Source organism: Allocellulophaga tsushimaensis, assembly GCF_055383085.1.
Window position 1 is genome coordinate 3,159,467 of record NZ_AP039451.1, and the last position, 21,255, is coordinate 3,180,721.

The window sequence follows — 21,255 nt, forward strand, 5'->3', positions numbered from 1 at the left end:
CATACAACATATAATCAAAAATACATAACAAAAGTTTAATAAGTTTAAGAATAATGATGTAATAACTATATTTATGTTATCATATTAACAAAAACAATCAACTAAAGATGAAAAAACTAAACTTTAAAAACTTTTTAGTATTGATGTTGTTTGCTATGAGTACAATAACATCGATAGCGCAACGTCAATTTTTTGACAAGAACAATGATTTTTTACTGGCTAATTTTGACCTAAGGCCAGATGAAGATGATGTACATGCAGCTGCGGCTTTAGGATGCATGTTAAGACATCCTGATTTGGCAGGTATAGATTACCATGCAGTTGCTGGAGCCTACGGCCGTCAAGGTGGTACGTATATTGGAGCAGCTACGCCTGGATTATACACAACGCTTTTTGGAGCTAAGAATCAATTTTGGTCAGATCTTCACAACGAAAGAAATGCTACTTTAAACCGTGTTAAGGCAAAAGTTGTTCAGGTATTGAATGCTGGTCATAAGGTATTTGTTCAAGAAGCCGGGCAATCTGACTTTACTTATGATGTATTTAAAGCAGTAGTTGACGAAAATAACGGTGTTAGTGCAGCTAGGGTTAGACAAAATGTAATTGTTGTACAACATAGTTGGAATCCTGCAGGCAATTTAGATTTTAATGAACGACAAACTACTCCATTTAAATTAACATGGGTTCGTAATAATACTGATTACCAAAGAATTGCAAATGGAAACGTGTCGAATAATACGCCTGGCTATAAAAATAATAGTACACAATGGTTAGCTGATGCAAAACGAGCTAATAACCCTAACACTGCTGCTCGAGATATTTGGAGACAAGCAGATGCGGTTTGTGATAATTTTACATCTTCTTATGAAAATCCAACGATTTCGGTTAGAGGAGGAGTTGATTTCTCAGATACTGCTGAAATATGGTGGATTTTCAATATTGGAAATGCAGCAAACACTATTCAAAAATTTTGGACTAGATATGTAGAGAATACACCTGCCGGAGGAGGAAACAATGGCGGGAATATTGGAGGAAACACTTGCGCTACAGCTCCTGCATATAATGGAAACCCAAATAGTTATTCTCCTGGTCAATTTGTAGTAAATCAAGACGATAATAAATTGTATGAACGCACTGCAACAGGTTGGAGATTTGTTGAGCAATGTAGTGCAGGAGGGAATACTGGAGGAAATAATGGTGGTAATACAGGCGGAAACACTTGTGCTACAGCTCCTGCATTTAATGGAAATACAAGTAGCTATTCTATAGGTCAATTTGTTGTTAATCAGCAGGATAATGTCTTATATGAGCGTGTAGCACCTCCTACTAATTGGAGACGTGTTGAACAATGTACTACAGGAGGAAATAATGGAGGGAATAATGGTGGTAATACCGGAGGAAATACCTGTGCAACGGCTCCTGCATATAACGGAAATCCAAATAGCTATTCTCCTGGTCAATTTGTAGTAAATCAAGATGATAATAAATTGTATGAGCGTACCGCAACTGGTTGGAGATTTGTTGAACAATGTGGTACAGGCGGTAATACTGGAGGAAACAATGGTGGTAATTCTGGTGGTACTCCTACAGCATGTAGTGCTAATGCAGCAGTTTCTGGATTAAGTGTTACCAGATCTGGTACAAGTGCAACTTTATCGTTTAACAACTTAAGCGGGGTCACTACATATGAAGTAAGAACTTTTGCCCCAGGAAATTACTCAGGTTCAGGCATAGCAGGTACTGGAGCTATTTGGGCATCAGGATCTAGCTCACCAATTACAATTAATAACTTAAACGCAAGTACTCAATATACAATTGTTGTAAGAGCGCTTTGTTCTGGTGGTGGTGTAACTCAAGTTTCAACGGTAAATACAGCAAATACTGCTAGTGTTAGATTCCGGATTCCGGATGGCCTAAGTATTGATTTGAATGCTATTGGAGATTTACCAAGTAGTGAAAATATTTCAATTTTTCCTAACCCAACTGTGAATGGGATAAATGTAAGTATGGATAAAAGTTTTATTGGAGCATCAATTAATGTGAATGGTTTAAGTGGTGGGGTAGTTGCAACGGCTAATACTTCATCATCTGAAACCTATGTAGATTTATCTGGTATTGCAAGCGGTATTTATATCGTTTCAATAGTAAAAGAGGGTAAATTACTGAGTGTATCTAAAGTTGTTAAAAACTAATCAATACGGCTAATAAAGTTAGTATAAAAAAGAGGACGTCTGAAATATCAGACGCCCTCTTTATTGTTTTTAATTTGTTTGTGGAATTTATTGATAATTCCTAGCGTATTTTTAAAAGTAGTAATCGATAATAGTTTAATTAAATTACATTATCTAGAGAAATACTTTTAGATACTCTTTAGTATAAAAGAGTAGATTTTTACAGCGTTTCAGAGTCTAAAAGCGCAAAGAATTTATCTAAATTAGGAATAATAACAATCTTAGTTCTTCTGTTTTTAGACATGTTTTCTTTGGTATCATTATCTACAAGGGGTAAATAACTACTTCTACCAGCAGCAATTAGTTTCTCTGGAGAAACATTATATTCAGATTGAAGCTTTCTTACAATTGAAGTCGCTCTTTTTACACTTAAATCCCAGTTATCCTGAAACATTGGGGTTTGTATTGTTCTAGAGTCTGTATGGCCTTCTACCATAACTTCCATGCTTGGCTCAGAATTAATCACTTCTGCTATTTTTTGAAGGATATCATTAGCTTTGTTACTTACTCTATAGCTACCACTATTAAATAATAACTTATCAGAAATATTAATCATTACTACTGTTTTATCAATATCTATACTAATATCATCTTCCTCATCAGCTATAGATTTTTTAAGATTATGAGAAACAGCAATATTAATAGAATCTTCCATAGTTTTAGCAGTTGCTAATACAGCAGGATCTACCTTTTGTAAGGTAGCTCTCATTTTTTCTTTAGTAACATTGCTCATTACAGCAACATCATCAATAGAAGTTAATTGGGTGTCGTTTACTTCTTTTAAAGAGTTAATTTTTTCATTGTATTCGGCTACTCTTGCTTCAATTTTAGCCATTTTAGTTTCTAATTCTTCTTTTTCAACTTGTGTTTTCGTTAAAGCACTTCTAGTAGAATTATAATCAGATTCTAAAGCAACATATTTCTTTTTTGATACGCAAGAGCTTACCGCTATTGCTGCTAATGTAATTAATGCTAGTTTTTTCATTGTAAAAATGTTTAGTAATTTCGTTTTGATATTTTTCTCATTAACATTTACGAAGATATCTGGTAAAAAGATCTTTTTTATCGATAAAAAACAAAAAACCACCTATTTTTAGGTGGCTTGTAATTTTTTTAAATTGCTTTTATTGTTGTTTTATTCACATCCTCCAAGAAAACCATTTGCACTAAATTTAGTTTGCACAGAACCTTGTAAATTTCCGTTTTTAACTTGTATCGCTAAGTTATTTTCACCACTACCATCCCTTTTTGGGCTGCAATATTCAAATAAATAAAAGCTATTAGCTTGTTCCGATACTCTAGTTGAAATATCACTAAATGTAGTCTCTAATTCTGATTTGTTATTTGCGAAAACGCTAAAGGTTTTTCCAATATCTGTTAATATATCAGTATCAATTTCACTGCCTAAACCTATAGTGAAAAAGGAAATGTTTGGATTAGCATTATTTACACTATTTAAAGCTGCCGTGTCTGTAAAACGAGATGCTTGATCTGTACCATCTGTAAATATAACAATTGAAGCGGCTTTAATGGCATCAGAAGTACTATCAATTAAAAGTTGCTCTGCTATTTCAGTAGATTTTATAACAGCTCCAAATAAATCTGTAGATGGGTCATTGCTAATATCTGGAGTAATACCATTAACAGCAGTAATAAGTTCTTCTTGAGAATTTGTGAGCGCATTTAATAAATGCAATTCGTTTTCCCCATCAAACCAGTAAATGGCCATTCTAAATGACTCCTGATTGGTGTTGGGCATTACATTTTCTATAAAACTAACAGAAGCAGTTTTTAACTCTTCTAAACTACTGCTTAGTACGCTATTACTTAAATCTAGTACTAAAAGGGTATTATTAGAAAAAATTTGAGAATTAGGCGATATTCTGGCCAAAGATTCTGATGAAGAAATGGTATTAAAACAATCATCATTTCTTCCTTGTTCGTAAATCGTAAACTGATCTGCAGTTAAATTGGGTACAGGACCACCATCATTATTAGAGACTTTAAAGAAAATAGAAACTTTACCAGGTAAAGTTGTAAATTGGTCTTGTATTGATAAAACCAATTCATTTTCTCCTAAATTTAAACAAGGATCTACAACTTGGCCTTCACCTAGGCCTTGTCCTTGATTTGGATTAAAAAAGACATCGTTTTCAGCGTTTCCACAAGAAAAGACAAGAATTGATACTAATGCGTAGGCAAGAAACTTAAATTTCATTTTCAATATTTTAAATGTTCAATTTAAAAACGATAGAAAATTGATAAAAGTATCTGTAGTTATTGTGCTATATTGTTAAAAAATGTTAAAGCAAATGACTTTTCTTTATTTTAAAGTCAAGTTAAACGAAACATTACTACTTTTATAGAGCAATACTAAAAACTTATTCTTCATGAAAACGTATACACTAAAGGTAAATGGAAAAGCTACAACCGTTGAAGCTAGCGAAGATTCACCAGTTTTATGGGTGTTAAGAGATCATTTAAATCTAGTAGGCACAAAATTTGGATGCGGAATTGCACAGTGTGGTGCGTGTACGATACATTTAGATGGTGTTGCCACGCGTAGTTGTTCTTTAAAAATGTCGCAGGTAGAAGGAAGATCATTAACCACTATAGAAGGATTATCAGAAGATGGTTCGCACCCTGTACAAGTAGCTTGGAAAGAGGTTGATGTGCCACAATGTGGGTATTGCCAAGCAGGACAAATCATGACTGCCTCAGCTTTTTTAGCTGAAAACCCAAACCCGACTTCGGATGAGATTAAATTAGCGATGCATGGTAATATATGCAGATGCTCTTCTTATAACAGAATATACAGAGCTGTTGAAAAAGCTGCTGAAAACATGTCATAGTTCTTTATGATCTTAAGGATTAGAATACTTTAAAATTAAAATAAAATTATCCTGATTTTTCAGGAATTCATACCTAAAAAATACAATCATGGCTACACCTATTTCATTTAGTAGAAGAGGATTTATAAGAACATCATCTTTAGCAAGTGGTGGTTTATTAATTGGATTTAATCTTTTTACAGCCTGTAAAGACAATGTAAAAGTACCTGTTGATATTTCTAAACTAGATTATAACGATTTTAATGCTTTTATAAAAATAGCTGCTAATGGCGCCGTAACCATCTTTTCTCCTAACCCAGAAATAGGACAAGGCGTAAAAACAGCTATGCCAATGATTATAGCGGAAGAGCTAGATGTGGCTTGGGAGAATGTTTTTGTAAAACAAGGTGTACTCGATACAAAAAATTATACAAGGCAAATTGCTGGTGGTAGCCAATCCATACGTTTCGGATGGGATGCGTTACGCCAAACTGGAGCTACAGCAAAACAAATGCTTATCAATGCTGCTGCTGCGCGTTGGGGAGTAGAAGCATCTACCTGTACCGTTAATGAAGGTATTATAACCAACGCAAAAGGAGAGACACTAGGGTATGGGGATGTGGTAAAAGAAGCTGCTCTTTTAGAAGTTCCAGAAAATGTAACGCTAAAAGAACCTAAAGATTATAAAATTATAGGTACTGATGCACAGAATGTAGATATCGATAAAATTATTACTGGTAAACCTCTTTTTGGTTTAGATTATAAGACAGAAGGTATGGTATATGCAACTGTTTTAAGACCTCCTGCTTTTGGTCAGGTTTTAGAATCGTTTGATGCTACAGAAGCTAAAAAAATACCAGGCGTCGTAGATGTGATTAAGATAGGAAAAAAGGCAAAAGCTCTTTTAGATAAAGGAGTTGCTAATTGGACCGTAAAGCTTAGCACATCAGAAAAAGTGGTTGTAATAGCTAAAGATACTTGGACAGCTATGAAAGCTAAAAAGGCCATTAAAGCTGTTTGGAAGGAAGATACTCCATTAGAAAACACAGAATTTCAAAACAAAAAGTTAGCAGGAATATTGGATGGTAAAGACTTTAAAACTTTGCGTAAAGATGGTAATGTACAAAAAGCCTTTAAAGAAGCAGATAAAGTGTTAGAACGCACCTATGAATCGCCTTTTTTACCTCATAATTGTATGGAACCTATGAATTTTTATGCTGACGTAACTTCAGAAAAAATTCATTTAGTAGGTCCTGTACAAACTCCAGAACCTGCTGCAAATATGGTAGCAGAATTATTAGATAGAAATGTAGAAGACATTCATTTAGAAATGACTCGCATGGGAGGTGGTTTTGGAAGACGATTGTTTGGTGATTTTGTATATGAAGCGGCAGAAATTTCAGATGCTATCAGAAAACCTGTAAAGTTAATCTCATCAAGAGAAGATGACATGACCACAGGTGTTTATAGGCCTTCTATAAAATATAGAATAAAAGCAGCTGTTAAAGATGGTAAGTTAACAGGTTATTATTTAAAAGAAGCAGCTATAAATACTAATTTTTGGAAAGCAATGTCTAATTTCTTCCCTGCAGGAGCAGTAGAAAACTATCAAGTAGATGTTTCTAATTATCAAAGTAATGTCACTACTGGAGCATGGAGAGCGCCACATACCAACTTTTTAGCCTTTGCTGAACAAAGCTTTTTTGATGAATTGGCAGATCTTATGGAAGTAGATCGGGTACAACTACGATTAGATCTTTTAGAAAAAGCTAAGGAAAATATAGAAAGTAAAAATATTCAATATTCACCAGAACGATTACAAAATGCCATTAATTTGGTTGTAGAAAAATCTGGTTTTGGTACAAAAAAAGAAGGCATATATCAAGGATTTGCAGCATACTATTGCCATAATACCCATGTAGCAGAAGTTGCAGATGTAGCAATAGAAGGAGGCTTACCTGTTGTAAAAAAGGTCACCTGTGTAGTAGATTGTGGTATCGTGGTAAACCCATTAGGAGCATTAAACCAAATAGAAGGAGGCGTTGTAGATGGAGTAGGGCATGCCATGTTTGGTGATTTTTCTTTTGAGGATGGTGTTCCAAGTGCTAGTAATTATGATAAATATCGTTTAATTAGAATGATGGAAGCCCCAAAAGTAGAAACACATTTTATTAAAAATGATATTGCACCAACTGGTTTAGGAGAACCAACACTTCCACCAGCAGGAGCAGCTGTAGCAAATGCATTAAAAGCGGCAACTGGTAACAGATTTACGCAGCAACCTTTTATGAAAAACCCAGAATTATTTAAAGTAGCTTCAAAAGAAATTCTTGGCTAATCGTTTATTAGGAGAAGCATATATACATGACGCATGAATTTAAAAAAATTGTTGATGCTTACATTCTAGCTCATGCAAATGGTCTACAAGCTGTTTTAGCAACTATTGTGGCATTACAGGGTTCATCCTATAGAAAACCTGGTGTTAGAATGTTGTTATTGTCTAATGGAAAAACGGTTGGGGCTGTTAGTGGTGGTTGTGTAGAAAAAGAAGTACTGTTACAATCCAATACTGTTTTTAAAACTGGAATTCCTAAAATAATGACCTATGATGGTAGGTATCGATTAGGATGTGAAGGTATATTGTACATCTTATTAGAACCATTTGAGCCTAATGCTTCTTTCATTGAAATTTTTAATAATACTATAAAGAAAAGAGCAAAATTTAAAATAAGCTCTTTTTTTAAAGAAGAAGAAATTACAGCAATAGGATTAGGTTCTAAAGTCCAATTTGTAGATGATTCCTTTGCATTACAAGCTCATTATAATTTAAATACCGAATTAGATGTATTTGAACAAGTAATGGTACCAAGTCTAAAACTAATTATTATTGGAGCAGAACATGACGCTGTACAATTAGCTTTACAAGCGAGTATGCTGGGTTGGGATATTACAGTAATAGCAAATCCATCAGAAGCGAAAAGTATAGCTGATTTTCCTGGAGCACATTATTTTTTAAATGTATTACCTACAGATTTTAATACTAGCTTGGTAGACCAAGAAACGGCTATTGTATTAATGAATCATAGTTTTTCTAAAGACTTAGCTTTTTTATTAGCATTAAAAGAAACAAAACCTTTGTATATAGGACTGTTAGGGCCAATTCGTAGAAGAGAAAAATTATTAAATGAATTACTAGAAAAGGATAATGAAATAGCGATGTCTTTTCTAGATGGTATTTATGGACCTGCAGGTATAAACATAGGAGCAATTACACCACAAGAAATTGCGATTTCAGTACTATCAGAAATATTAGCAGTGACTAGAAAACAAGAGCCTATGCTATTAAGAGATAAAACATCTGGGATTCACAGCTAAAAAATAAGACTATGATTTATTTTTTACTACTGTAGTATTTTTTTCTTCTTCACCATAATCTTGGAAAATGCCACAAGAGGCTACTCTTTTTACTAAAGATTTTTCAGATTTTCTTTTTGCTAGTGCAGCAATTTCTGGAGACAAATAACTCATAACATTGTAGGTTTAATTATTTACAACGCAATTCTCTTATAAATATTGTTACAAAATAAACAGATAAAGCAATAGAATGTATTTTATTTAACTAGATTATAACATTTTTTATCATAAAATCTGTGATTTTTTAGAAATAGAGATACTAATAGAAAAATTGAACTGCTTAGCATGAATAAAGAAGAAGCATTTACAAAGCTTATTAAGGCTAATGAAGGTATTATTTTTAAGATAACGACCCTCTATACAGATCATCAAGAAGATCAGAAAGATTTGTATCAAGATATTGTTTACCAGCTTTGGAAATCTTTTGATTCTTTTAGAAACGAATCAAAAATAAGTACATGGATGTATCGTGTAGCGTTAAATACAGCAATGACTAGATTAAAAAAACTGAAAAAGAAACCTTTTTCAGTTGCTATCGATCAAGTAATATTACAACAAACTGAAAATTATGATGTAGAATTTGAAGAAAAAATAAAAATGCTTTATGAGCATATCAAAGCACTTAATGCTGTAGAAAAAGGACTTGTTTTGCTTTTTTTAGAAGGAAAAAAATACGCAGAGATAGCTGTTATAACTGGTTTGTCAGAGACTAATGTTGGTACTAAAATAGCTAGAATAAAACAAAAGTTGAAAAATAAAATTCAAAAATAATAAGATGGAATTAGAAGAAATACAAGCTGCCTGGACAGAAATGTCTACTGCATTAGAAAAACAAAAAAAGTTAACTAATACTATTATTATGGAAATGACGCAACAAAAATATAAGAATAAATTTCAAACGCTTACAACATATGAAGGTTTTGGAACACTGATATGTTTTGGAACTGCTATTTTTATTTTAGCAAACTTTCCTAAACTAGATACCTGGTATTTGCAAGCTTCTGGTATATTTGTTTTGGGGTATTTACTAGTGCTCCCAACTTTGGTAATGCGTTCGCTTTTTAGAATTAAAAACCTCAACATCACCAATTTTAGCCTTAAAAAAACACTTTTAAAATATACCAAAGAAAAGAAGACATTGATAACACTACAAAAACTAGGCGTTATAGGTAGTTTTGGAGTATTTTTTACCACTATGCCAGTTTTTTCAAAGATTACTTCTGGGAAAGACTTGTTTTTAATAGAGTATAAAATGTCATTTTATATCTATGTTATGATGACTTTAATTGGTTTATTCTTTTTCGTAAGATGGGGGTATAGGTGTTATGGGAAGATTACAACTTCTGCAGAAAAAATAATTAAAAGTTTAGAAGAAGAAAATATAGAATAAATTCATTTTAATCATATCGGGTTTGCAATAGTATATCATCCATTTTTTAAATTGAAAATAGATACTTACCTTTGTAATGAGTGGTAAATTATATTTACACCCGTTATTGCAACTCCTTAAATAAAACTGGCAATACAATAAACCAAATTGTAAACAACCAATTTTTCGTTTCAGAATTTCAATAACACAATTGTTACTTGTGAACTACACAATGGCATATATTAATTAAATAGTTTAAATGAATGGCGAGAGCACAAGAAACCTTTGGTAAAAAAGAAAGAGAGAAAAAGCGTTTGAAAAAACGTGAGGAGAAGCAGAAGAAAAAAGAAGCTCGCAAAGCGAGTGGAGAAAAGGCTGAAGAGTTTGTCTATGTAGATGAAAACGGACATTTAGTAGATACACCACCAGATCCAGCAAATAAAGTAAAAGTAGATGCTGAAAGTATTGTTTTAGGTATCCCAAAGAAAGAAGAAGGAGAGGAAGAAGAAATAGACCCAATACACAAAGGCAGAGTAGAGTTTTTTAATGCATCAAAAGGTTATGGCTTTATAAAAGATACTGCTACACAAGAAAAATTCTTTGTACACATCAATGGCTGTTTAGAAGAAATTGTAGAAGGTAACTCTGTACAATTTGAATTGGAAAAAGGGATGAAAGGGATGAATGCAGTTCGTGTAAAGAAAGTATAAAATATTTTAATATAAATAAGTAAAAGACTGTCTATAGACAGTCTTTTTTGTTTTAGTAATCTGTGAACTTCGCTTTCTTGTACAGTAATATTATTTTAATGTATAGGTAATACTATTTCCCGGAAAGGATACAAATATTCCTTTTACCAAACCGTTAACATGTTCGAGAGTTTTTGTAGCTGAAATAATCTTAACCTCTTTAGGTGACTCTATCGAAAAATTGATGTTTTTATCAAATAGATTAAGCTTTACTGAATTTTTTGAAATAGTGCTTTCTACATCGTTTTCTCCGTCATTTACGAGCATTGGCCAAGAAATACGCTTTTCTCCATCAAAGCCCTTAAAACTAGTGTTTACCGTTATTACATTATCCTTAATAGAAATAGTTTCAGTAATAAATCGTGGTTTTTTATCTAAAGAGGTTAATTCATGTTCAATTTTAAATTGAACTGCGTCCTTACTTTCTTCTAAAATCTCAACGGAGGACGTTTCTGGAACAATTTCCGCTAAAGAAACCCATTTATTTTCTTCGTTTTTCCATAATGGTCCTGTAGCCATATAGTTGCCTTTGCCACTAAATAATGGTGCTATACCATTAGACGGTCCTAATTGCGGGTTACTCCCTTTAATATGTGACCGTACAATACCTGTTGGATTGTATTTTTTATCTGTTTTTAATTCGTACTCCAAATATGTCCCTTTAACATTAGCAAATACTTTATGGAACTTTTTTGTTTGTAATACAAAGCCACCTAAATCTGCTGGCGCTACTTTTTCTTTAATGTCATCTTTAGCAAATTGCCAAGCTTGTGCTAGCATGGAAGTGGCCAACATATTATAACAGGTATGTACTGAGTATCTTTCATAGCCATGCTTTTTTTCTAATGGAAATCTATTTTTTACAATATAACCAGAACCATCTTCTCTTATCCATTGCTTTATGGAGTTGAGAGATAGCATTGCTGCTCTTTTAAAAGCGCCAGCTTCTTCATTTTTCCCTAAATTTGAGTAGGCTGAAGCATAAATTTCAAACAAAACACATTGTTCGGCTTCGTTCCAAATGTGATGACTGCTTCTGTAGCCTGTTGGAAGCTCTCCAAAAGGTGATTGAATAAATAAAGATGTCCATGCACCTTTCCATAAATTATCTTGTAATACTGGCGCATACTTTCCATCATATCCGAGTTGTAAAACTCCCGCTAAATAATGTCTGGCAAACAAATCGTATGATAATGGGTTTCCACCTTCGTTATACATGCCTAACTTAGTGAAATTGCCCAATTGAAAGCCAAGCATTCTTTCAAAATACTCATAATCAGTGAATTTGTTTTTAGCTCTAAGAAACTCTCCTGAAGCATGCACTAAAATCCAATTCATTGCCCTTTCTTTATTATAAAATTCATATAATTTAGAAATATCAATGGCTTTTAAACTCTTGTTCCATGAAGCTAAAGTTTCTTCAGTAACGTGGGGTTTAAAATTCTCGTAGGCTAGCATTACCGGCCAGGTATAGAAATCTCCATGATTTCCATTCACCTGATCATTTACCATATCAAGTAATGATTCGCTCAGTGCCTTTACGCCACTTGTAAATAAAGGATCTACTTTTTTTATTTTTCCTGAGGAAACTAAGACAGAAACACTATGAGCAAAACATGGCGTAGTATAATATTTTTCTGATTTCGCTATAGGGTCAATAATACGCCCCTTGCTATTCTGGTATTTCTGCATAGCACGTACCTGCTTTTCAATAATATTTAGATAATCGTTTCTATTGAGCCCCGTTGGTTTAAAATCAGTATGCTTATTCTGATCTTCTAAAAAGCTATTAATTTTTTCTGAAAGAGGGTGGTTTTCTTTTCCAATATGCTTTTTTTGAAGTACTTGCTGTGGAATTAAATGCTCAGCACTCTCTTTATCTACTTTGGAAGTGATCCTTTTATTTTTACCTTTAGATGCGCTTCCGCAGGATGCTACAACTAAAGAAATGGATAATAATGCTATTTTTAGGATTCTATTCATTATTAATTTTTACAGTATTGCGTAATGACTTTAATTTCTTTAATTCCTACTTCTAGAAATAGTAAGAATAAGGGATACAAAAAAGTTAGTTAAACGATAATTTTAAAATTAAGGATTATAGCTTACATATTAGTAAGGTCTTTTATTAAACCCTGAATACCTAAACTACTCACATATAGGGTAAAAGCCATAATTAATAGGAGTATAATAACATCTTGTATTTTGTTTGTATGCGATTTCATCAATGATTTTTTACTCGTTAAATAAAATACTGACCCAACAGTAAGGGGTAATACTATGGCGATACTAGCTTGTGATAACATTAAAATAAATACTGGTCTAAAACCAAAACCTATTCCTAAAATACTAGATAATGTTAAAAGTAATACGATGACTCTAGAAGTTACCGTTTTTGTGTTTCTTTCCTGTTCCTTATAATCTATAATAAGCCACGGAATTACAAGCGTATTAGGGAGGTGAGACGATAAGCCTGCAGCAAGAATACCAATTACAAAAACAGCTAGCGCCCCTTTACCAGCAATAGGTTCCATTAAAGGAATCATTTCTGCAACATTATTTAAACTTAAGCCCTGTACATTTAAAGTTGAAGCAGCGGTAATTAATATCGCAGAACTAATGATAAACATTAAAGAAGCACTTACAAATGCATCGCGTTTTTGAAGTTTATTGTCCGACATGTCCCAACCGGTATCCTTCACAATTTGTGAGCGAATTACAAAGGCAAATACAGATACTGTAGTCCCCACCATCCCAGCTATAATAATAAATGGACTATTATCGCTACCTTCTGCTGTTTCTGGGAATTTTGGAATAAACCCTTTTGCCAATTCGGATATAGAAGGAAAATTCAAAAACATTGTAGAAATAAAGGCTAAGCCCATAATAGCCACCAAAATGGCTAAAATCTTTTCAAATAATTCATAATTCCCAATCCAAATAAGCGCATAAATTAAACCTCCAATTATAATGGCCCACCATAAAGATGACACATGGAATGGTAAAACAACTGCCGACCATTCTGCCATAACATCGGCCATAATGCCTAATAAGCCCGTAAGCGCACTAACTATTATAGTAGATAAAGCAACAATTAACACAATTGCTAAGCTTGGATGAATGTGTTTTTTTATCCCTTGGATAACGGTTTCTTTAGTCACCATAGTATAGCGACTAAATAGCACAATTAAATAATACGTCATTATACAACTTACTAGAACTGTCCACATCAGATCTAGACCAAAATTAGCTCCTGCTTTAGACATAGAAGTTACACTTCCTGTACCCACATTATACCCTATTAAGAATATTCCTGGTAAAACACTAACTAGTATTTTTTTGAATTTCGACATATTGATTTTTTTTATAAAATGAATAAGTTTTGAATCAAAACGTCATGATTTAATTCAAAACTCTTGTCAGTTTGAGTAACCTAGGTACGTGGTTTTATCGAGAACACTTTTCGATACATTCAATTTTTAATTTTCGTACCTCAATTTAAAAATTGAAGACTCAAAGAGACAATACAATTAATCATTCTCGTTTTCTCCCGGCATATACCCCATATTGGCAGTAATTCCACCATCTACGTAAATAACTTGTCCGTTGATAAAATCTCCCGCTTTTGAGGATAATAAAATAGCAGTACCTGAAAGGTCTTCTACAACTCCCCAACGTGCAGCTGGGGTACGGGTCATAATTAAGGTATTAAAAGGGTGTCCTTTACTAGCATATTCTTCGGTCTTTGCCGTTTTAATATACCCAGGTGCAATTCCATTTACTTGTATATTATGCTTTCCCCATTCTACACACATATTCTTTGTGAGCATGGTTAAACCTCCTTTTGCAGCAGCATAAGCTGAAACAGAGTTTCTACCATAGGTACTCATTAAAGAACAGATATTAACTACTTTTCCGCCTCCATTAGTAATCATATCCGGGACTACTTTTTTGGATACTAAAAATGCCGAAACTAGATTGATATCTAAGACTTCTTTAAAGTCTTCTTCTTCCATATCTAAAATGGGAGTTCGCTTTATAATTCCTGCATTATTGATCAAAATATCTATAGGGCCTATTTCTTTTTTGATAGTATCTATTGCAGTATTTACGGCTTCTTTTTTACTTACATCAAAAGCGCTCGTAAAAACATCAAAACCTTCTTTTTTGAAGTCTTCTTTGGCTTGAGCCAATTTTGCTTCAGAACGTCCATTAATACATACTTTAGCACCTGCTTGAGCTAAACTAAGCGCTAGTGTTTTTCCAATTCCATCGGAGCCTCCAGTAACTAGAGCTACTTTACCATTTAGCTTAAAACTATCTAATATCCCCATGATTATTTAAGTTCTATTGCTTTAATAGCATCCATATCGGTAAAATCTAAATTTTCGCCAGCCATACCCCAAACAAAAGTATAGCTCGAAGTTCCTGATGCACAATGTATAGACCATGGAGGAGAAATTACCGCTTGTTCGTTCGTCATCCAAATATGGCGCGTTTCTGTAGCTTCTCCCATAAAATGACTTATAGCATGCTCTTCTGGTAAATCGATATACAAGTACACTTCCATTCTACGATTATGTGTATGAGGTGGCATGGTATTCCATACACTACCTGGCTTCAACTTAGTGATTCCCATTTGCAATTGACAGGTTTGCACGCTTGCTGCTACAATATATTGAAGGATTTGACGCTCATTGGCATCGTTCGCATTTCCTAAATCTAAGATGATTCTATCGTTAAGTTCAATCTTTTTAGTAGGGAAAGATTGATGAGCTGGAGCAGAATTAATATAAAATTTAGCAGGTTCACTACTCGATTTACTTTTTAAAACGATCGTTTTAGTCCCATTTCCTATATATATTCCTTCCATCGGAAGCAATACAATTTCTTTTCCATCTACTTCAACAATTCCTTCACCACCAATATTGATGATACCAACTTCTCTTCGATCACAAAAATGCTCTGCTTTAAGTGGGTCTATAGCATCCAAAGACAATCCTTTATGAACAGGGACAGCACCACCAGCTATAAATCGATCGTTCATGGTATAGGTTAGTAAAATTTTATCGACTTCAAAAACGGAATCAATTAAAAACTGATCTCTAAGTCTGTTGGTGTCATAATTTTTTACATCAGCAGGATGTGCTGCATAGCGTTCTTCGTAATTAATATGAGTCATTTTTATTTTTTTCCTTTAAGGTTCATTTTATACATTTCACTAGCCGCTAATAAGAAGGTACCTGTTACATACTCATGAGAATCATCTTTCGATAAATTTACAGGTTGGTCTCCTACCAATTGTCCCCATTGTACTTTACCTTTTTTACTAATTTCATCAGTAACCGATTTCCATGCTTTTTTAACAATAGGTAAATATTCTTCTTTATTCAAAATTCCATTATTAATACCATAAGCCAAACCATAAATAAAGAAGCTTGTACCACTTGTTTCTTTAAAAGGGGCATCATCTGGATTTGCTAAGTTTGGATACCAAAACCCTTCTTTAGCTTGACATTCTTTTAAAGCTCCAGCCATATTTTTAAGCACTGCTTCATAACGCTTATAGTTACCATGCTCCATAGGTAGATACTCTAAAATTCTTGCAATACCAGCCATAGCCCAACCATTTCCTCTAGACCAAACTATTTTTTTGCCATTTTTGTTAGATGGGAAAAAGCGTTTATCTCTGTAAAATAGATTCGTATCTGTATTGTATAATTTCCCATAAACGTCCCAAAACATAGCATCCATCCAATGTAAATATTTTTTATCTCCAGTAACACTATGTAGCATCGCTAGGGTTGGTGGCCCTGTAAATAAAGCATCTACATACCTTGTTCCATTTTCATAATACCATTGGTGTGGGTTTCCTTTTGGATTTCTTAAATTAGGATTGTTTAAATGATCAATTATTCCTCTAATTTTTCTTTTTTCTGGTTTTGCTATGTAAGACTGAATCATTGCCTGCCCTACAGTAAGTAGGTTTGCTCCACTTGCTGGATGTACAGGCGGTAAGGTAGGAACCTTCCATTTTAAACTAGTACACAACTTATCAGTTTGTTCTAAAAGTTTTTCATCTCCTGTGGCATTATAACACGCCATAACACCAGCATAATAGGTTCCTCTAATCCAATTATCGTCGTATTCTCTCCAAGGATTTGCTAGTTGATACGTGTTTACACGGTCCATCAGTTCTTTAATTGCAGGGCGCTCATATACCGATTGCGCTTGTAACTCAGTTATTAAGCTAATGAGCATAAAAAAAGCCAAAACAAGTTTTTTCATAATTATTTTCAATTTTACGATAAGGTTTTTATTCATCTTTTAAAAAAATAGCTTTTAATAAACTATATGGTTTAGTACCTACAAACTTAAGTTATGTATAAAACCTAAATTGTATTAATCTTGCTTGGTTCTATCTAAATATTATCATATTTATCTTTATAATGTATCAATAAGACAATATTTGTATATAAAAATACTGAATTTTGAAACCCCACTAATATACCTTTTACACAAAAATAATGAGTAGTTAAATATGTACTCTCGAATTTTCTTTTCGATATTTACTTGGGGGAATGCCTTTAACTTTTTTAAAGATTTGAGAAAAAGAAGAAGGGTTATTAAAACCTGCTTCATAACATATTTGAATGGTACTCATTTCTTTTTCCAGTAATAGTTTGCAGGCATATTGAACTCTAATTTCATATAAGAAATCATTATAGCTCTTTTTTACTGTGTTTTTAAAATACCTGCAAAAAGCACTTTTAGATAAATTAGCTACTTTGGCTATTTCCTCTAAAGAAATTTTATTTCTAAAATTAAGTGTTGTGTATTCAATAATCTTATTCATCCGATCCTTATCCTTTGGGTTTGATGATTTGTGTAAATCAAATGGAGACAATACCTCAACCTCTTTAGAATTAGATATTAGGTTTAAAATTTGAAGTAAGGATAATATTTGTTCTATTGGAGATTCAGTTAGCATTTTGCACATAATGCTACCTATCGCGGTATTGGTTTTTCCATTAATTTTTAGGCCACCTAAAGCTTCGGAAAATACTTTATTTAGTTGATGTGCTTCTTGAAGTTTAAAAAAATCGTTCCCTGCAAAATTAGCGTTAAACTTTATGACAATGGCTTTGGTTAATAAATTACTTTTTTCTTCATAAAAAGCCTCATCACTTATCCAAACATGAGTTAGTTCCTGCCCAAGAAATACCAGGTCTCCTTTTTCAAAAGAGGTAATACTACTACCAACATACCGAGTTCCAAAACCTTCTATAATATAGGCCAATTCTAACTCTTTATGATAATGTAAAGGGTTTTCAAAATAAGGCAATTCATAATGCTTTACAGATATGGCTTTATGAGGAGAAGCGTCCGATGATAAAAATTTAGGCTTAGGCATTATATAAAATTTACCATAAATAATTAAAATATTTGTTAATATGCAAATATTAATAAAAAAAAAGATAATATATACCTAAACAGATGTACTCATTTTCCTTTACTTTGAGTGCTTAAAATTCAACTATATCATGAAACTATTTCGATTTATTTGGGCTCCATTATATGTGATTGGTATCACTACATTAATTTCTTGTGAACCTAAGGTTACCAATTTTACCATAACTACTACAAACAGTGAAGCTTTTGACCGTGAGGCAGAAACCATAGAAATTTTGTTGGAGGATATAAAAGATTTTTCAGCAACAGATTACGCTAATTTAGCAGTATTAGATGCTGAAAATAAAGAAGTACTTTCTCAATTGATCGATTTAGATCAGGATAATGTAAGCGACTACATTATTTTTCAAACTAATTTTACCGCTAATCAAAGCAAAGCATTTAAAATTATAATACAAGAAAATAAGGCAGCGAATTCAGAGGAAGCGTTACGTACTTTTTGTAGAATTGTACCAGAGCGAATTGATGATTTTGCTTGGGAAAATGATAAAGTAGCCTTTAGAACCTATGGTCCAAAATGCCAGCAACTTTTTGAAGAAGGCAATCCAGCAGGCTTAATTTCTAGTGGTATTGATTGTTGGACCAAAAGAGTTGATTATCCTATCATTAATAAATGGTATAAAAAGTTTGGAGAAGGGATTACCTATCATGAAGACCACGGAGAAGGATTAGATGCTTACCATGTGGGGACTACCAGAGGTTGTGGTGGAATTGCTATTGTACAGGGAGGAAATTATGTGCTCAGTGAGAATTTTAATAAATGGAAAGTAATAGCCAATGGTCCTATCCGTAGTGTGTTTGAATTGGAATATCCATCCTTAACAATTAATGATGCTGAAGTAAAAGAAAAGAAAAGAATTACACTTGATTTAGGTTCAAATTTATACCAAAATGAAGTGTTTTATACTTCTGAAAAAACAATAGATACTGCAGCTATTGGCTTAGCATTACATCAAGGAAAAGGAAAAGCTGAATCTAATGTAAATGAGGGTTGGGCTTTATACTGGGAACCAATGGCAGGTTCCGAAATTGGAACAGGAATTATTACAGCTCCTAAGGCAATTACTAATATAGTGATGAAAGACACCTTAGCTGCGGATGAAAGTTTAAATAACCTATGGCTAAAGACTAAAATTAAAGAAAATAAATTTTCGTACTGGGCTGGTTTTGGATGGAAAAAAGCGGGCGAATTTCAATCTGCGAATGATTGGAGAAATTATTTAAAACAAGAGCATCTAAAAAAGGCTAACCCAATTACAGTATCAATCGCAAAAAAATAAATTTTATATGTGGACATCAGACCAAGAACTTTTTACTATTGCCAAGAAAGAGCTTTTTCCTGCTTTGGTTGGAGATATTTTAGATAAGCTAGGATATCAGCATCAATTTCTAGATCCGAATATAAAACCAGTCCGAAAAGACATGGTACTGATAGGAAGGGCTATGCCGGTTTTAGAAGCTGATGTTTTTGAAGAATCTGCCGAAACCACGAATAATCCTATTATGAAAAAGCCTTTTGGGATCATGTTTGAAGCCTTAGATAGTTTAAAAGAAAATGAAGTATATATCTGTACAGGTTCTTCCTTTTCGTATGCGCTTTGGGGAGGTCTTATGAGTACTCGTGCACTAAAATTAAAAGCTGCAGGCGCTGTGCTTCACGGATATTCTAGAGACACCAATGAAGTTGAAAAACTCAATTTTCCTACTTTTTCTACAGGAACCTACGCGCAGGACCAAGGCCCCCGTGGAAAAGTCATTGATTATAATATTCCTATCGAAATTAATGGTATCCGAATTAAACCAGGAGATATTGTATATGGTGATCGAGATGGGGTATTAATAATTCCTCAAGAAATTGAGAAGAAAGCTTTTGAAGGTGCTATAGAAAAGGCTAGGGGAGAACAACTCGTTAAAAAAGCACTTGAAGCAGGAATGAGTACGGTTGATGCTTTTGAGAAATTTGGGATAATGTAGAACTTTATAGCGCGTACCTAGTATTGTTATTTGCTTAAGAGTATTTTGTAATTTTTTTGTTTGTTAATTTTTACATTTACTTTAGTTTTTAATTTAAACATACCCCCTTTTAAATTAAAAACAATTCGCAATATATAAAACTACAAAAACTAGATGGAAAATACTGTTTAGCTAATAAGTGATAATTATAGCTAGATTTTAAGCTAAAAACTTCTCTAAAGCATAATACTCAAATATGTTTTAATATTTATTATCGTAATACTCTTCATTTAAAAAAAGCATTATTTTCAATGCCTTTTAAGTTATAATAACATTAAATTTGAATAATTAATGACTTAACAATACCAATTCATAGTATATTAAAAAATGAGTAATTTTTAAATGAATTTATAGTCTTTAATTTTGTTTATGATTTGGTTAATACTACAAATAACAATAAATGTGAAACTTTATATTTTAAATGTATTTTCTAAAAATGATGCTAAATTCTTTTCTAAATATTTATTCTTATGAACCAGTCGGTTTACAATTTTGATAAATTCTATGAAAAGTGGATATTAATAAGTGCTATAATTCATCTTATTGGTCTTTTTTCTACGTTATTATTACATAACCCTGTTGTTTGGATTGTACTTTCTATAGCACTTTTTGGTACTTATTTGTTCAAAATTATAGCGCATTTACCAAGGCTCCCTTTACTTTATGGGTATGCTAATTGGGTTAGTATTATACGGTTTTTAATTATTATGATTGCATTTTCTATGCATACTTTTATGAACGACATACAACTTTTTGTATCCTTTTTATTTGCTATAATATTGGATGGTTTAGATGGATTTTTAGCAAGAAAATTTCATCATGAAACCAAACAAGGGGCAATTTTAGATATGGAGATTGATGCATTAATGGTCCTCATTCTTGCTTGCATTCATATTACCAATGAAAGCATCCCTTTTTGGATATTGCTACCAGCAGCTTTTCGTTATATTTATGCTTGGATGTTGTTTATTTACCCTTTACGAAACAAAAATGAAGCGCTTCCTAAAATCGTTAGAGCAACAATTGCCGTCATTTTTTTCTTAGCACTTTTAGTCCCTTTTATCATGAATACTCAATTTACTTATATTATTATTACCGTAGCAGGAATATTGATAATGTGCTCTTTTTTGATTTCATATGTATTGGGAATAACTAAATCAAAATAGTTTGAATAT

Annotated in this window: 19 protein-coding genes; 10 read left to right on the top strand and 9 right to left on the bottom strand. The window is 32.9% G+C overall.

Going from position 1 to position 21,255, the window contains the following annotated elements; translation table 11 throughout:
* Positions 1-107 precede the first annotated feature (107 nt).
* A complete protein-coding gene (locus tag ACZ451_RS13765; protein ID WP_464213348.1) occupies positions 108-2,192 on the top strand; it encodes a T9SS type A sorting domain-containing protein in 2,085 nt (694 codons plus the stop codon).
* A 199-nt stretch (positions 2,193-2,391) separates the two neighbouring features.
* Here the strand turns inward: ACZ451_RS13765 and ACZ451_RS13770 are convergent, their stop codons facing one another.
* Entirely contained in the window at positions 2,392-3,216 is an 825-nt protein-coding gene (locus tag ACZ451_RS13770; protein WP_464213349.1) for an OmpA/MotB family protein, read from the bottom strand.
* Between the two features lie 150 nt (positions 3,217-3,366).
* Positions 3,367-4,449, bottom strand: coding sequence for a vWA domain-containing protein (locus tag ACZ451_RS13775; protein WP_464213351.1), 1,083 nt, complete (start codon positions 4,447-4,449; stop codon positions 3,367-3,369).
* A 172-nt stretch (positions 4,450-4,621) separates the two neighbouring features.
* On the opposite strand from ACZ451_RS13775, the gene ACZ451_RS13780 reads away from it, so the two are divergent.
* The 3 genes from ACZ451_RS13780 (at position 4,622) to ACZ451_RS13790 (ending at position 8,437) form a co-directional block, all read left to right on the top strand.
* A complete protein-coding gene (locus tag ACZ451_RS13780; RefSeq protein WP_464213353.1) occupies positions 4,622-5,083 on the top strand; it encodes a (2Fe-2S)-binding protein in 462 nt (153 codons plus the stop codon).
* An 88-nt stretch (positions 5,084-5,171) separates the two neighbouring features.
* Positions 5,172-7,400: a xanthine dehydrogenase family protein molybdopterin-binding subunit gene (locus ACZ451_RS13785; protein ID WP_464213355.1), complete on the top strand. Its 2,229-nt coding sequence runs from the start codon at positions 5,172-5,174 to the stop codon at positions 7,398-7,400.
* A 26-nt stretch (positions 7,401-7,426) separates the two neighbouring features.
* Positions 7,427-8,437: an XdhC family protein gene (locus ACZ451_RS13790; protein ID WP_464213357.1), complete on the top strand. Its 1,011-nt coding sequence runs from the start codon at positions 7,427-7,429 to the stop codon at positions 8,435-8,437.
* Positions 8,438-8,446: 9 nt separating this feature from the next.
* Here ACZ451_RS13790 and ACZ451_RS13795 read toward each other — a convergent pair whose 3' ends face one another.
* Complete coding sequence (locus ACZ451_RS13795; RefSeq protein ID WP_464213359.1) at positions 8,447-8,590, bottom strand: hypothetical protein; 144 nt, start codon at positions 8,588-8,590, stop codon at positions 8,447-8,449.
* Positions 8,591-8,761: 171 nt separating this feature from the next.
* On the opposite strand from ACZ451_RS13795, the gene ACZ451_RS13800 reads away from it, so the two are divergent.
* The 3 genes from ACZ451_RS13800 (at position 8,762) to ACZ451_RS13810 (ending at position 10,555) form a co-directional block, all read left to right on the top strand.
* Positions 8,762-9,247 carry an RNA polymerase sigma factor gene (locus tag ACZ451_RS13800; protein WP_464213361.1) on the top strand — a complete coding sequence of 162 codons (486 nt, stop codon included), beginning with the start codon at positions 8,762-8,764 and terminating at the stop codon, positions 9,245-9,247.
* A gap of 4 nt (positions 9,248-9,251) precedes the next feature.
* On the top strand, positions 9,252-9,866 hold the full coding sequence (locus tag ACZ451_RS13805) for a hypothetical protein (RefSeq protein WP_464213363.1): 615 nt from the start codon (positions 9,252-9,254) through the stop codon (positions 9,864-9,866).
* Positions 9,867-10,108: 242 nt separating this feature from the next.
* On the top strand, positions 10,109-10,555 hold the full coding sequence (locus tag ACZ451_RS13810) for a cold-shock protein (protein ID WP_464213365.1): 447 nt from the start codon (positions 10,109-10,111) through the stop codon (positions 10,553-10,555).
* A gap of 90 nt (positions 10,556-10,645) precedes the next feature.
* Here ACZ451_RS13810 and ACZ451_RS13815 read toward each other — a convergent pair whose 3' ends face one another.
* From ACZ451_RS13815 to ACZ451_RS13840, 6 genes are all read right to left on the bottom strand, one after another.
* Entirely contained in the window at positions 10,646-12,577 is a 1,932-nt protein-coding gene (locus tag ACZ451_RS13815; RefSeq protein ID WP_464213367.1) for a hypothetical protein, read from the bottom strand.
* 122 nt (positions 12,578-12,699) lie between these two features.
* The gene (locus ACZ451_RS13820) at positions 12,700-13,947 is read right to left on the bottom strand and encodes an Nramp family divalent metal transporter (protein ID WP_464213369.1); all 1,248 of its coding nucleotides are present in this window, start codon (positions 13,945-13,947) and stop codon (positions 12,700-12,702) included.
* A gap of 177 nt (positions 13,948-14,124) precedes the next feature.
* A complete protein-coding gene (locus tag ACZ451_RS13825; protein WP_464213371.1) occupies positions 14,125-14,928 on the bottom strand; it encodes an SDR family NAD(P)-dependent oxidoreductase in 804 nt (267 codons plus the stop codon).
* A 2-nt stretch (positions 14,929-14,930) separates the two neighbouring features.
* Positions 14,931-15,776, bottom strand: coding sequence for a 5-dehydro-4-deoxy-D-glucuronate isomerase (gene kduI / locus ACZ451_RS13830; RefSeq protein WP_464213373.1), 846 nt, complete (start codon positions 15,774-15,776; stop codon positions 14,931-14,933).
* 2 nt (positions 15,777-15,778) lie between these two features.
* Positions 15,779-16,882 carry a glycoside hydrolase family 88 protein gene (locus ACZ451_RS13835; protein ID WP_464213375.1) on the bottom strand — a complete coding sequence of 368 codons (1,104 nt, stop codon included), beginning with the start codon at positions 16,880-16,882 and terminating at the stop codon, positions 15,779-15,781.
* Positions 16,883-17,129: 247 nt separating this feature from the next.
* Positions 17,130-18,008, bottom strand: coding sequence for an AraC family transcriptional regulator (locus tag ACZ451_RS13840; RefSeq protein WP_464213377.1), 879 nt, complete (start codon positions 18,006-18,008; stop codon positions 17,130-17,132).
* 130 nt (positions 18,009-18,138) lie between these two features.
* Between ACZ451_RS13840 and ACZ451_RS13845 the strand changes: the two genes are divergently transcribed.
* From ACZ451_RS13845 to ACZ451_RS13855, 3 genes are all read left to right on the top strand, one after another.
* Positions 18,139-19,347, top strand: coding sequence for a DUF4861 family protein (locus ACZ451_RS13845; RefSeq protein WP_464213379.1), 1,209 nt, complete (start codon positions 18,139-18,141; stop codon positions 19,345-19,347).
* Between the two features lie 7 nt (positions 19,348-19,354).
* Entirely contained in the window at positions 19,355-20,041 is a 687-nt protein-coding gene (locus tag ACZ451_RS13850) for an RraA family protein (protein ID WP_464213381.1), read from the top strand.
* Between the two features lie 509 nt (positions 20,042-20,550).
* The gene (locus ACZ451_RS13855; RefSeq protein WP_464213383.1) at positions 20,551-21,246 is read left to right on the top strand and encodes a CDP-alcohol phosphatidyltransferase family protein; all 696 of its coding nucleotides are present in this window, start codon (positions 20,551-20,553) and stop codon (positions 21,244-21,246) included.
* Positions 21,247-21,255: the final 9 nt, after the last annotated feature.

Bases quoted from the DNA above. Each gene is read 5' to 3' on its own strand.
- ACZ451_RS13765 (WP_464213348.1), top strand. From the start codon at position 108: ATGAAAAAACTAAACTTTAAAAACTTTTTAGTATTGATGTTGTTTGCT.
- ACZ451_RS13770 (WP_464213349.1), bottom strand. From the start codon at position 3,216: ATGAAAAAACTAGCATTAATTACATTAGCAGCAATAGCGGTAAGCTCT.
- ACZ451_RS13775 (WP_464213351.1), bottom strand. From the start codon at position 4,449: ATGAAATTTAAGTTTCTTGCCTACGCATTAGTATCAATTCTTGTCTTT.
- ACZ451_RS13780 (WP_464213353.1), top strand. From the start codon at position 4,622: ATGAAAACGTATACACTAAAGGTAAATGGAAAAGCTACAACCGTTGAA.
- ACZ451_RS13785 (WP_464213355.1), top strand. From the start codon at position 5,172: ATGGCTACACCTATTTCATTTAGTAGAAGAGGATTTATAAGAACATCA.
- ACZ451_RS13790 (WP_464213357.1), top strand. From the start codon at position 7,427: ATGACGCATGAATTTAAAAAAATTGTTGATGCTTACATTCTAGCTCAT.
- ACZ451_RS13795 (WP_464213359.1), bottom strand. From the start codon at position 8,590: ATGAGTTATTTGTCTCCAGAAATTGCTGCACTAGCAAAAAGAAAATCT.
- ACZ451_RS13800 (WP_464213361.1), top strand. From the start codon at position 8,762: ATGAATAAAGAAGAAGCATTTACAAAGCTTATTAAGGCTAATGAAGGT.
- ACZ451_RS13805 (WP_464213363.1), top strand. From the start codon at position 9,252: ATGGAATTAGAAGAAATACAAGCTGCCTGGACAGAAATGTCTACTGCA.
- ACZ451_RS13810 (WP_464213365.1), top strand. From the start codon at position 10,109: ATGGCGAGAGCACAAGAAACCTTTGGTAAAAAAGAAAGAGAGAAAAAG.
- ACZ451_RS13815 (WP_464213367.1), bottom strand. From the start codon at position 12,577: ATGAATAGAATCCTAAAAATAGCATTATTATCCATTTCTTTAGTTGTA.
- ACZ451_RS13820 (WP_464213369.1), bottom strand. From the start codon at position 13,947: ATGTCGAAATTCAAAAAAATACTAGTTAGTGTTTTACCAGGAATATTC.
- ACZ451_RS13825 (WP_464213371.1), bottom strand. From the start codon at position 14,928: ATGGGGATATTAGATAGTTTTAAGCTAAATGGTAAAGTAGCTCTAGTT.
- kduI (WP_464213373.1), bottom strand. From the start codon at position 15,776: ATGACTCATATTAATTACGAAGAACGCTATGCAGCACATCCTGCTGAT.
- ACZ451_RS13835 (WP_464213375.1), bottom strand. From the start codon at position 16,882: ATGAAAAAACTTGTTTTGGCTTTTTTTATGCTCATTAGCTTAATAACT.
- ACZ451_RS13840 (WP_464213377.1), bottom strand. From the start codon at position 18,008: ATGCCTAAGCCTAAATTTTTATCATCGGACGCTTCTCCTCATAAAGCC.
- ACZ451_RS13845 (WP_464213379.1), top strand. From the start codon at position 18,139: ATGAAACTATTTCGATTTATTTGGGCTCCATTATATGTGATTGGTATC.
- ACZ451_RS13850 (WP_464213381.1), top strand. From the start codon at position 19,355: ATGTGGACATCAGACCAAGAACTTTTTACTATTGCCAAGAAAGAGCTT.
- ACZ451_RS13855 (WP_464213383.1), top strand. From the start codon at position 20,551: ATGAACCAGTCGGTTTACAATTTTGATAAATTCTATGAAAAGTGGATA.